Consider the following 12,381-nt stretch of genomic DNA (forward strand, 5'->3'; position numbering starts at 1 on the left):
GCGGAGATGTATTCAACGACATGTTTTTGAAAATAAAAAATATAATACCGGCTGCAGCAGTTCTTTTGATTTTGTTTGGTGATGTACGTCCGCTGTGTGCAAACCCGTTGTACGAAGATTCATCTTCGGCACAAAATCAATATTATCAGCTTGCGGTTGAGAATGTAAATAAAAACACACCGCAAAGCCGGACACTTGCCAGGGATTATCTTCGTAAAGCAATCAACTCAGAACCGGGTAATATTCAATACAGGCTGGAACTTGCATCATTGCTTGAAGATGCTTTCAGCACAACTGCGGAAGAAGAATATAACGGTGTACTTTCAATCGACAGCTCAAATACAAGCGCCTTACTTGGACTTGCTAAAATCCGTGAACGTGAATTTTATGAATGGCTGAACTCAGTAAAAGTATTCGATGATAATATAATTATTGAGTTCAATGATTATGCTATGGAAGACTTTGAACTTGCAGAATCAAATTATAAAAAAGTTATTTCAATCGATCCTGAAAATTATGACGCAAACATTAAACTGGCTGTGCTTTATGAATCTGTTGATAAGAATGATGACGCACTCAAGTCAATACAAAGCCTGGAATTAATTTATCCTGACTCATTCCAGGTTTTTCTTTATAAAGGATTGATCCTTTATAACCTTTCAAGAATAGAAGACGCCAATAAAGAATTTCTTCATGCATTCAGTCTGATGCCTTATGATCTGAAAACTGAGTACAGGATCAAAACTGTCTCTGAACTGCTTGACCCTGTTCTGAAAGATAAAATCAAAAATTATGATATATCGGAACAACAGGATTTGTTTGAATACTACTGGTCTATCAGTGATCCTCTTTACCTTACAGAATACAATGAACGGCTGACTGAACACTATGCGAGGATAATTACATCAAACCTTCGTTTCACTTTGAAAAATAATTCAAAACCGGGATGGCTGACTGACAGGGGTGAGATAATAATGAGATATGGTGAACCACAAAAAACCATGAGAATAAGACCCGGTGTTGATTGGGGTTCATTCAATGTTAAAACCGAAGTATGGTACTACAAAAATATGGTGCTTGGTTTTACCGATACATACTCTTCCGGTGATTATGTTTATAACATTCCATCGTCGCCAATTGATCGTGTACGTTCTCAATTCAGCGGGAACACATTTGAGTTTGTTAATGAACTTAAGCGGAAGTACTATGATTCGTACACTCCAAAATACGAAGGTCCGTCATTCCAGGTCGCGTTAAATACGGTTCAGTTCAGAAGTGAGCAGAACAAATCCATGACAGACATTTACATCAACTATGAATTTACTGATTCACTTTCTTTGTCGTCAGAAAATTATCTAAATCATGAAAGAGGAGTTTTCTTCTTCAACGATGCATTTGAAAAAGTTTATGAGAAAAGGAGTAGTGTTTCATCCGGAACTTACCGGCAGAATTCCGTAAACATTAATACCGCTGAACTTGTACTTAAGCCCGGTACGGGAAATCTTGCGTTTGAAATTCTTCGAACAGAGGATAAAGGTGTCTCCAGTAATCACGGCGGATATACTGTCAGGAATTTTTCCGGTAAAAAACTTTCAGCAAGTGATCTGCTCATTGCGGTATCAGTAAAGTTCGATGAAACTGACAAAACATTTATCAAACGGAAGAATATAAATTTACTGCCTTCGCCCACTTTATCATTTTCAAAGGATGATGGACTTTACATTTACTACGAAGTATACAATCTCACAAAAGGAAATAACGATTACAGTTTTGAACAGACTTTCACGCTAAAAAATTTATCCGATGAGGAATTTACTGTCGGAAAAATTTTCGGATCAATACTTAGCTTTACCGGGTTACAATCTGATGATGAAAGTGTTTCAATTTCCTCTGTCATTACTTCATCGGAAAGAGATACAGAAATACACCTGCAGTTAGATTTAAGGGATTATGAACCGGGAGAGTATGAACTCACAATAAATTTACGTGATATAAATTCGGATGATTCCGCAGAAACAAAATCCAGGCTGACTATAAAATGATTACATCTGCAGGTAAATATAATTACAATCGCAACCTGGCAATTTCATTTGTCATAAGTATCGTGATTGTTATAAGTATTTTTCTTTTTACGCCTGAACCTTCCGCAAAAAAAATAGTAGTTAAAACAACGACTGATAATTTCATACCGGTCGAATATATTCCGGTTACTCATCAATCATTATCAGGGGAGAAATTATCTTCGCAGGTATCAGAGAATAATCCTCCGGAGATCGCAGTAGAATCCATTGAACCTGAATTGGCTGATGAAACTGAAACCGCATTAACCGATATTGAAACTGCATCACTCATAGGCGACAATGGTAATGAGGAAAATGTTAATGAAGAAACTCAACCCGGTTATAATTTTTCAGCGAGACAGATACTTGAAGTAATTCCCGGTAAAAAAGAAAAAATTAATGGCAGCATCAAACTTTCCTTGCTGGTCAATAAAGACGGGCTGGTGAAAGAGCATAAAATAGTTTCAAGTTCACTTGATTGCGGTGACTGCCTGGAAAATATTCTTGATGCAGTCTATAAATCCAAATGGCAGCCGCTCGTTATTAAAGGAAAGAAAACAGAATTCTGGACAGACAAACAATACGTTTTCAACTGATCAGATCCTTCGCCTGAATCCCTGCCCATGCACTTCGTGCACATTATTAATAATCACGAACGCGTCCGGATCAACTTCCTTTATCAATTGCGTAAGCTGACTTAACTCCTTCATAGTAACAATTGTAAAAATAATTTCGCGTTCAACATTCCTGTAAAGTCCGCGTGCCTTTAATGCTGTAGCGCCGCGGCTAAGATCGTACATTATCTTTTCACCAATCTCTTTATGCTTGTCTGAAATTATATAAACGACACGTGCATAATCAAATCCATCCATAATCACATCAATCAGCCGGCTTGAAATTAACAGAAGAAAAACTGCGTACATTGTCAGCACCGCGGCGGGTCTGTCCGGAGAAAGATCTTTTATGTCGATAATAAATCCTGCAATGGCGATGACAAAAAGATCGGTTATCATAATTGCCTGCCCCGGTTTGATGCCGTAACGTTTTTGCATTATCGCTGCTACAATATCCGAACCTGCGGTGGTTCCTCTGAACTTAAACACAATTCCAAGTCCGACACCAAGCAGAGCGGCACCAATAACAATAAGAAAAAGAAAATCAGTCTGAAAAATATTTTTTATTGTCTCGGTTTCCTGCAGTTTTACAAAATCTATAACAGGTATATCACCCCTGAAGAAATCAATAAAGAAAGCGTTGAGAGTAAAAGCATAAAAAGTTCTTACGCCGAATTGTTTACCTAGTTCCTTTACTCCCCATAAGTACAGGGGAATATTTAAAACCCAAATCAGCACACCGACGGGAATTGTATTGTTGGAAAGATAATGTATCGCCATCGATAGACCGCTTACACCGCCGGGAACAACCCTTGCATCAACAAGGAATACGCCGATACCGATTCCCATTATTGCGGCACCGACTGTCAAAAAGAAATAATCAATTATCGCCTGCTTCTTTAACTTTGAACTACTCATCATTCTATCTTTCTATAAAAAAACGCAGCAAAATATTAATGCTGCGTCAGACTTTTACCTCTTAAAATATTACCGATCGAAAATACGTCCCGGCTGTTATCACAGCATTTATTAAAAACTCCCGTAAAATTATCCACATACATTCAATGAAGCAATCAGTATAAAAATAAAAGTAACCGGTCATTTCGAACGAACCCCTGTTTTCATCTGGTGAGAGAGAAATCTCATCGGAGAGAAAGATTAAGAAAAAGATAAAGATATATCCCATCCCTTGAACGAAATAGCAATAACGGGATTCGATATGACAGGTAAAAATAATTTGTCACTTCGAACGAGCCCTGGATTTCATCAGGCGAGAGAGAAATCTCACCGAAGAGAAAGATTAAGAAAAAGATAAAGAGATATCTCACCCCTTGAACGAAATAGGAATGACGGGATTCGATATGACAGGTAAAAGTAAATTGTCATTTCGAAAGCTCGCCCCAGCACGCTATTAAACGATTGTCATTTCGACCGTAGGGAGAAATCTCATACCCAAAATTGATGAACTATTAAAAACGGAATATGCTAAATGCCGAAACATTCCTTAACTTTGTACAGTATCAAAACACAAAATCATTTAACTAAGGAGTACACCAAAAATGAAACTCAAAAGTCTTGTAACATTAATTCTTGTTATATCCTTCATCGGAATAACATCAGCACAGGAACAGAAACTCGCGGTAACAGTTTATAACGCAAACCTCGGCGTGGTAAAAGACCAGAGAAAACTTGATCTCAAATCAGGCGTGTCAAACATATCCGTAACAGACGTCGCGCAGTACATCGATCCAACAAGCGTTCACATAAAACTTAACGGTGAAGTGATTGAACAGAACTACCAGTACGATCTCGTCAGCCTCGATAAAATTGTGCAGAAGTATATTGATAAAGATGTTCAGCTTATAAGCGAAACAAGTGAATTGATTGAAGGAAAACTTTTATCTGGTGGTGCGGGACAGGTTGTTCTTCAGAAAAAAGACGGCGGACTTGTAATGCTTCCAAATCTTACCAAGTACAGATTCTCGGTTGGTTCGCTTCCTGAAGGGTTGATAACCAAACCCACACTTGTATGGCTGGTTAATTCAAACTCATCAGGCAAACAGGATGTTGAAATCTCATACCAGACAGCAGGAATGAACTGGCATGCAGAATACGTCGCGGTGCTTAACAGCAATGATACAAAAATCGATCTCAATAGCTGGGTAAGTGTTGAAAATAATTCAGGTACAACTTATAAAGATGCAAAGTTAAAATTAGTTGCAGGCAATCTTAACCTTGTTCAGAACATTCAAACTCAAACCGGAAGAATGGACGGAATGTATATGGAAAAATCCGTAAGCCAGGATCAGTTTGGTGAAAAAGAATTTTTTGAATATCACATCTACGATCTTAAAAGACCAACAACACTTGCCAACAACGAAACAAAACAGATTTCATTATTTGAAGCAGGCAATGTTGGTGTAGTAAAAAAATATTTTTACAAAAGCGGTTCAAACTACTACTATAACCCGGGCTTAGCAGGCAAAGTAAATGTAATTGTTGAATTTGAAAACAAAGAAGGCAATAACCTTGGTGTGCCGATGCCTAAAGGAAAAGTAAGAGTATATAAATCGGATGGTGAATCAGTAGAGTTTATCGGTGAAGATATGATTGACCACACACCAAAGAACGAAAAACTAAAACTTAAAATCGGTGATGCGTTTGATATAGTCGCGGAAGAAATACAGACAGAAAACAAAAGAATAACCGACCGTGTAAGCGAACAGGCTTATGATTTGAAATTCAGGAACAGGAAAAAAGAAGATGTAGTGATAGAAGTCGAAAGGGGATTAGGACTTAACTGGGAAGTACTAAGCTCATCCATCAACTATGAAAAGAAAGACTCACAGAACATCACATTCAAAGTGCCTGTTAAAGCTGATGGTGAAACTGTGCTGAAGTTTAGAGTTAGGTATTCGTACTGACAATTTATTTTCTTTACACTTGGGCTGTCACGGTCCAAACCGTGACAGTTATTTCTGAAGGAGTATCATGAAAAAGAAAGGACTAAGAAAAAGTATAGCACTATCTCTTTTTGCTTTATTAATCATGATTTTCATTTTCATTGCTTGGCCCTTGAAATACCCTCCATCTATATCATTCTACTTTGATAGTGAATTGGTATATGTAATTAGCTTAATTCTATTAGTGGTTCTATTCATCCTTAAGCTGAATCTAAAAAATAAAACTGAACCCAGCTCAAACTCTACAAGTGGAACCGAAAAGAATATTTCTGAAAATAAAAAGGATTTGTTTCTGGCTAATCTATATGAACAATTATTTAACCTCATAGGAATTTTCATTAGTGTTTTACTAGCCATAAACTTAGCTAACGATCAAAGTAAGGAATCAGAAAAACAAAAGTATCGAGCTTTACTTTATACAAGCATAAAATTAGATGAATTTTATATTGATGAAACAGAAAGAATAATTAATTCAAGAACAGAATCAGACTATGTTGATTTAGCTAATATTTCAACGCTTGAAAAAGCAAAAGAACAGTTCATTTTGTATGAAGTAATAAAAAATGGTTACCTATACAGCTATGCTTCTGATTTTTTCAAAAACTGGATAACAACTCTTATAAATAATATTCAAAAAAATGATCTTACCAGCGTACAAGAAAATACTGCTATCATCGATTCATTGAGAAAATATTTAATCTTCAAAGAAGATATTGTAAAAATCGAAATTGCATTTATTGATAGTTCTTTGGATACATCCACGATTGCGGATAAGTATAATGATGCTATAGTGAAATTAAATGGTATGAATATTTTCATAAGAGTTGATACTTCAGAACATCAAATACCTAATTTGGGAGCGAACTCAGAATATTGGAGTAAATTTGATGAAATTAGACCGAGCGATTTAATTTTTGGAGATAGTATAATCTCAAATCATAAAATAGTGACTGGGGAATACAGGCCATTAAAGGAAATTCTAACTAGGCTGTTACGGTCCAAACCGTGACAGAAAGCTATGAGCCTAAGACACAGAAACAGCCTAACCGAATGTTCGATATTCTTTGTCACGACAACCGTGATAAACTTCCTCAATGTCTTCAAGAACCCTGCTGCCTGTGATATACTCATCCACAACATAAGACACTACCAGAAACGATATAACTTCAGAATACTTGCTTACGTTATAATGCCATCACACTTCCACTGGATAGTAGAAGTGGACAGAACAAAAGGAACCATCTCCGACCTAATGAGAGATATAAAAAAATACTCAGCCTGGGACATAATGGAACACCTGACAAAAACTAACTATGAATCTCTACATCAATTCAAAGAAGCGGCAAAAGAAATAATCGATCAGAAAAGAAAATTCTGGATGAAAAGATTTCACGACGAAGTGATACGAAATGAAAAAATGTTCTGGACAAAACTTCACTACATACACAACAATCCTGTTGAGGCAGGATTAAGTCAAAGAGCGACAGATTATAAATATTCCAGCGCACGAAATTATATTGGAGACCAATCAGTTATATTTGTCGATACGGAATATGCCGGTATTGAGATTAAATAATTCACTGTCACGGTTTGGACCGAGACAGCCCAGGAAGTATATGAAAAAGATACAATATTGTTTTTTTATAATTGCACTAATTATCGGATGCAGCGATAGTAATGAGAACGAACGGTTTTTTAATGAAACACTGGAGAGAAAAGTTCTTTATTCTAAAACTGATAGTGTCGCAATTAATATTAAAGAACTTGTTAGGTTTGACTGGGACTATTTTATAGTGATCCCACCATATACAACTATTGATCGGCTGGAGGATTCTATAGATGTAAAATTAGAAAAAGTCAAAGACACCAGAATTGAAACTAATGATTCTTTTGTCGTTCTTGCATTCATAAAGGAACACACGTTGATTGATTGTTTCACCACTAAATATCATCCAATTGACTTTTCAGTACTGAAACCATTTTTGCCATACAAAAAAGAAGAAGCGAATTTTATATTTGTAAAAAATGGGAATAAATATTTTCCCTATCACTTATATTCCAAACCATGACAGGCAAGGAAATCCCTCCCAAAATACTATTGCGCTCCGCACCCCGTAGGGGTGAAATATTTATAAAAAGAACCGCCCCCAAAAAACAAAGCCCCATCGGGGCGATATATGTTCGTAATTTATGAACGTAATTATATGCGGCTATGTCGTCCCTACGGGACTATAACATACAGATCGTTATTGGTTCTACCAACATTTAGTCCCTAACGGGACTTCATCTCCATTCCAAATCAAAACTCGTGTAACATCTGAACTCTACCCTGAGGCACAAATAATTTATAAGATATATCCTAAGTCCACACTAAAAATACCGTCGCACATTCCTCATCCCATAGGGATGAAACATTGTTAAAAAAAGAACTACCGTATACAGCATAAGTCCCGTAGGGACGATATACTCTGAATGAAAGGACGAAACGCAAAAACTGTTCAAAAACCCAATAATCATTCACGAATTATCAACTAACATTCACAAAGCATCAATTAACATTCACAAAGTACCAACTAATATTCACAAAGTATCAATCAACATTCACAAAGTGTTAACTGACATTCACAAAGCATCAACCAACATTCACAAAGTGTTAACTGACATTCACAAAGCATCAACAAACATTCACAAAGTACTAATCAAAATTCACAAAGTGCTAACTAACATTCACAAAGTGTTAACTAACATTCACAAAGTATCAACTGACATTCACAAAGTATCAACTGACATTCACAAAACTTCATTGAAACTTCACGAAGTATTTACTAATTTCATCCCAACATTTAGTCAACAATCCATAAACATTCGGCAGGAGATCAACATGCTTACATACAACCTTCAATTGCTTTTCAGGCAGCGTGCAATAAAGAACCCGGTTTCATTCTTAATGAAAGCAGGCTTCAACAGGCAAACAGCACTTCGCATAAAGAACAACAAATTCAAAGCACTCAAACTCTCGCAGGTAGAAAAACTCTGCATCGCGCTTTACTGTACTCCCAATGATTTAATCCAATACATCCCTAACCCCCAAAAACCGATTTCAAACCATCCGCTCACAAATCTCGTACACAAAGAACAATCAGAACACCTCGCAAACTTCCTCGACGATATTCCAATTGAAAAACTCAGCGGATTCACTCAGCAAATAAAACAACTAAAAACCCAACTCCTTAACACCTAATAAATTCTAAAATTAAATTCCCTCTCCTTTTTAAGGAGAGGGCAGGGTGAGGTTAATTTTATGTGAACAACCCCCAAACACAATCTCTCCCCCAAAAATAAAAAACCCGCACTCGGCGGGTTTCAAATAAAAATATTTTTATAAACTTACGAACGTGCTTTAACCAGCACCGGCAGTTTTGCTTGTGCAAGTTCAAATAACCCGAACATTACTCCCGCAAAGAAGAGATCGCCAATCACTGTGTAATGAAAGAAGGGAACAGCCGCAACAAAACAAGCTGCTAATCCTTCGGCAGTCTTGGGATATAATGTTCCAAGCGCCCACATTCCAAAATTTGTTATAACAAAAAATGAAACCGAAGCAGCGAGTGATGCAAGCACAACATTTTTTACTTTTACATTCTTAAGCATAACCTGTCCGATAAACACGATCAGTAAAAATCCTACATACACAGCAAGCATAGTATCGTGCAGACCGATTATAAGATCAGTTAAAAACATAGCGATAATTGGTAACGTGTAAGCGAGTCTTCTGTCATTAAAATAAGCGCCTCCGAACAAAGCAATAGAAGCTATCGGCGCAAAGTTAGGCGGATGAGGAATAAATCTTGCAAACGCTGCTAATAAAATCATTCCGGCTAAAATCCAGAATCTTGGTGTTATTAATTTTTTCTCCATCGTATTTCCTTTCATTGAATTTCTTTTAGAAAATTTATTCCAATAATTGTTTCAAAGATAAAGTTTATTAAGTACATATTCCAAACTAAGTTTTGAATGCCGGTTTAGTTACTAAGAATGTCACCATAATTTTTGACAGTCACATTGAAGTCATTTCGATGGCGCAGCCAGAGAAATCTCAAACCTCAAATTGAATGGGATTTCTCCTCGCCGAGGCGAGCCTTCGAAATGACACTATATCACAGCCAGCATCGGGATAACAAAACTCTTCAAAAAAATCTGTATACAAAGCAGAACTCTATTAAAGGGTAACTTTTATTCCTCCATAAAACGACTGACCCGGTGTAGCATAGCCGTAAACTTCTTCATACTCTTTATCCAGCAAGTTCTCAACACGTAAATGTATTCTCAGGAATTCAAACACATCATAGTGTGCGGCAAGGTTTACAAGGACAAAACCTTTTAACTCTGTCCTAAGGAAAGTTGAGAAGTTAATATCCTCCCTTGTTCCAACCCAGGTTATATCCGTACTTATATTCGCTTTATTCAAAAAGTTGTATGAAGCATAAAATCCTGTTTTGCTTTCGGGTCTTCTTACAAGCCTTGTATCAAAGTTTGAAGAGCCGTCACTTTTATCGCGTGCATCTGTAAAAGTGTAATTCAGTTTCAACTCAATGTCATCAATCATTTGTGATTGAGCAAAAAATTCAAATCCTTTTGTCTCTGCTTTATTTATGTTAATTGTTTTGAATGTAACCGCATCAAACCCGAACATATCTTTAAAATTATTATTGAAGTAAGTAACACCAAGAGAAATTTTTTCTCTAAAGAAGAACTGCTCAATGCCTGCGTCCCAGCCAAAACTTTTTTCGGGATTGAGTGATTCATTACCATAAGCCGGATCAAAAAGGTAATAGAGTGATGGTGCTTTAAATCCCGAACCGACGGTTGCTTTCAACTTCGTTCCTGTTTCCCAAATCATAATTGCGGGTGCAAATCTGTAAGTAAACTGTGAACCAAATTTACTGTGGCCATCTAATCTTCCGCCGATTGTTGCGTAAAGTCTGTCAAAAAGATTAACCTGATCCTGAATATATAGTCCCAATGTTCTTGTTTGCTGCATAGGTACAATACTTTCGAACGGGAAGGAGGGAGTTTGGTATGAGTTTGAATAGTACTCGCTGAATGCTTCATCGAATTCAAGTTCAGCACCGATTGTAAAAACGTTTGCATTAATAAAACTTAAATCATTCTGCCAGTCGAGTTTATATTTTTGTCCGTCATAAAAACTGTTTGAATAAAATATGCTCGCAGCGGAAGTATCGAATTCATATTTCCGGACATTCCTGATGAATGATGCTCCTATTTTTGAACTCAACTGATCATTAAAAAACTTAAACTTTCCTTCACCGCGAAAGAAAATTTCCTCCTGGTCAAAGATATATGATGGGTCATCACCAAGGATTCCGCCGAATTGGTCATAATCAGATTTTGATTTTGTATATCTTGCATAAAGATTCACATCAGTATTTTCATCAACTGAATATCCAATTACACCGGAAAGATTGTTGAAAGTATATCCATCTTTTTCAGTATTGCCGTATTTTTCAGAAGCCGCAGAAAACCCATCGCTTCCAGCACGGTTAAATGAAAGCGAATAGTTAAACCTTTCAGTTGATCCGTTCATACCAAGTTGAGCCTTATAAGTATTGTATGAACCGCCTTCGGTAAGTAAAGAAAATTTCGGTTTACCATTTCCTTTTTGAGTGATAATATTTATCAATCCAGCAAGTGCGTCAGAGCCGTATAATGTCGATTGCGGTCCTCGGACGATTTCAATTTTCTCAATGTTATCCAGAGGTAATGTTGAAAAATCATAAACACCGGATGGATCGCTTGTAAGATTCATTTCAACGCCGTCTATCAACACCAGAGTGTGTCCTGAGTTTGCGCCGCGTATGTAAAGGTTGGAAAGAGTACCAACTCCGCCCTGCCTGGTAAAACTAATTCCTGTTTCATTTTTTATTACATCGAAAACATTTGTCGAGCTGCTGTTGGCAATTTTTTGTGAATCAATAACCGTTACTGAATTTGCAAGTTCCAAAAGATTGGATTCAGTTTTTGTTGCCGAAATGACAACATCATTCAACCGGTAAAAGCCAATTGTGTCCGTCTTTTGTATAACTGAATTCTGAGAGAATGCCTGAAAGGAAATTACCAGGAATGAAAAACTCAGAACAAAAATTTTATTGAACATTGAAGTTACTCCTTAAGAAAAAATTAAAAGTAACTTCGCGGATTAAAAAGTTGAGATAAAACGAATGGAGAAATTGAGAGACCATCGTTAATCTTACCTTTTGCGCGAAGGTTGATTATAAGCTTTTACGGCAGGTCTCCTGGCTTGGTCAATGTACAATTTATAATTTACAATGTATAATGTTTTTGATTGTACATTATACATTTTGCATTGTACATTGCTTTACAGTTGCGCGACAGCGCCGGAATTGATGTTTGTTCGTCTGTCATCCTGAACTTGTTTCAGGATCTTAGGAAGATTCCGAAATAAATTCGGAATGACGAGATAGCACAAAACATCGCACCGGACTTCCCTATAGTTTTCCGTTATCCAAATATTTTATTGGGATCGGAACACCGTAAAAATTTCAAAAGAACTTGGAACAAAAATAGAGTTTAAATCAAAGATGTCAATGGTTTAAAAAGATTTTTTTATTTGTTGATAATGAGAACCGCATTCTGTTAATTACACATAGTATAAAAGAAAAATAGTTGGGTAAAATGGAAAGTATTTTTCTTACAGATTTAAAT

10 protein-coding genes and 1 riboswitch are annotated in these 12,381 nt (G+C 36.5%); of the genes, 7 read left to right on the plus strand and 3 right to left on the minus strand.

Features of this window, described 5'->3' with window-relative positions:
• Positions 1 to 20 precede the first annotated feature (20 nt).
• Together IPM56_04870 and IPM56_04875 are read left to right on the plus strand one after the other, a co-directional pair.
• Entirely contained in the window at positions 21 to 2,042 is a 2,022-nt protein-coding gene (locus IPM56_04870) for a GWxTD domain-containing protein (GenBank protein QQS37292.1), read from the plus strand.
• Entirely contained in the window at positions 2,039 to 2,656 is a 618-nt protein-coding gene (locus tag IPM56_04875) for an energy transducer TonB (protein QQS37293.1), read from the plus strand. The genes IPM56_04870 and IPM56_04875 overlap by 4 nt, the downstream gene beginning before the upstream one ends.
• Here IPM56_04875 and IPM56_04880 read toward each other — a convergent pair whose 3' ends face one another.
• Positions 2,657 to 3,592 carry a YitT family protein gene (locus IPM56_04880; protein ID QQS38226.1) on the minus strand — a complete coding sequence of 312 codons (936 nt, stop codon included), beginning with the start codon at positions 3,590 to 3,592 and terminating at the stop codon, positions 2,657 to 2,659.
• 641 nt (positions 3,593 to 4,233) lie between these two features.
• Between IPM56_04880 and IPM56_04885 the strand changes: the two genes are divergently transcribed.
• The 5 genes from IPM56_04885 (at position 4,234) to IPM56_04905 (ending at position 8,878) form a co-directional block, all read left to right on the plus strand.
• A complete protein-coding gene (locus tag IPM56_04885) occupies positions 4,234 to 5,598 on the plus strand; it encodes a DUF4139 domain-containing protein (protein ID QQS37294.1) in 1,365 nt (454 codons plus the stop codon).
• Between the two features lie 67 nt (positions 5,599 to 5,665).
• Positions 5,666 to 6,646 carry a hypothetical protein gene (locus IPM56_04890; protein ID QQS37295.1) on the plus strand — a complete coding sequence of 327 codons (981 nt, stop codon included), beginning with the start codon at positions 5,666 to 5,668 and terminating at the stop codon, positions 6,644 to 6,646.
• Positions 6,647 to 6,655: 9 nt separating this feature from the next.
• Complete coding sequence (locus IPM56_04895) at positions 6,656 to 7,213, plus strand: transposase (protein ID QQS37296.1); 558 nt, start codon at positions 6,656 to 6,658, stop codon at positions 7,211 to 7,213.
• 40 nt (positions 7,214 to 7,253) lie between these two features.
• Positions 7,254 to 7,706, plus strand: a complete 453-nt coding sequence (locus IPM56_04900) for a hypothetical protein (GenBank protein ID QQS37297.1) — start codon at positions 7,254 to 7,256, stop codon at positions 7,704 to 7,706.
• A 539-nt stretch (positions 7,707 to 8,245) separates the two neighbouring features.
• Entirely contained in the window at positions 8,246 to 8,878 is a 633-nt protein-coding gene (locus IPM56_04905; protein QQS37298.1) for a helix-turn-helix domain-containing protein, read from the plus strand.
• Between the two features lie 146 nt (positions 8,879 to 9,024).
• Here the strand turns inward: IPM56_04905 and IPM56_04910 are convergent, their stop codons facing one another.
• Both IPM56_04910 and IPM56_04915 read right to left on the minus strand, forming a co-directional pair.
• Positions 9,025 to 9,555, minus strand: a complete 531-nt coding sequence (locus IPM56_04910) for a hypothetical protein (GenBank protein ID QQS37299.1) — start codon at positions 9,553 to 9,555, stop codon at positions 9,025 to 9,027.
• A 301-nt stretch (positions 9,556 to 9,856) separates the two neighbouring features.
• Positions 9,857 to 11,812 (minus strand): TonB-dependent receptor, encoded by a 1,956-nt coding sequence (locus IPM56_04915; protein QQS37300.1) that lies wholly within the window; start codon positions 11,810 to 11,812, stop codon positions 9,857 to 9,859.
• Between the two features lie 111 nt (positions 11,813 to 11,923).
• Positions 11,924 to 12,227, minus strand: a riboswitch (cobalamin riboswitch).
• Positions 12,228 to 12,381 lie beyond the last annotated feature (154 nt).

The organism is Ignavibacteriales bacterium (genome assembly GCA_016700155.1).
Classification (GTDB): domain Bacteria; phylum Bacteroidota; class Ignavibacteria; order Ignavibacteriales; family Ignavibacteriaceae.

Bases quoted from the DNA above. Each gene is read 5' to 3' on its own strand.
- IPM56_04870 (QQS37292.1), top strand. From the start codon at position 21: ATGTTTTTGAAAATAAAAAATATAATACCGGCTGCAGCAGTTCTTTTG.
- IPM56_04875 (QQS37293.1), top strand. From the start codon at position 2,039: ATGATTACATCTGCAGGTAAATATAATTACAATCGCAACCTGGCAATT.
- IPM56_04880 (QQS38226.1), bottom strand. From the start codon at position 3,592: ATGAGTAGTTCAAAGTTAAAGAAGCAGGCGATAATTGATTATTTCTTT.
- IPM56_04885 (QQS37294.1), top strand. From the start codon at position 4,234: ATGAAACTCAAAAGTCTTGTAACATTAATTCTTGTTATATCCTTCATC.
- IPM56_04890 (QQS37295.1), top strand. From the start codon at position 5,666: ATGAAAAAGAAAGGACTAAGAAAAAGTATAGCACTATCTCTTTTTGCT.
- IPM56_04895 (QQS37296.1), top strand. From the start codon at position 6,656: ATGAGCCTAAGACACAGAAACAGCCTAACCGAATGTTCGATATTCTTT.
- IPM56_04900 (QQS37297.1), top strand. From the start codon at position 7,254: ATGAAAAAGATACAATATTGTTTTTTTATAATTGCACTAATTATCGGA.
- IPM56_04910 (QQS37299.1), bottom strand. From the start codon at position 9,555: ATGGAGAAAAAATTAATAACACCAAGATTCTGGATTTTAGCCGGAATG.
- IPM56_04915 (QQS37300.1), bottom strand. From the start codon at position 11,812: ATGTTCAATAAAATTTTTGTTCTGAGTTTTTCATTCCTGGTAATTTCC.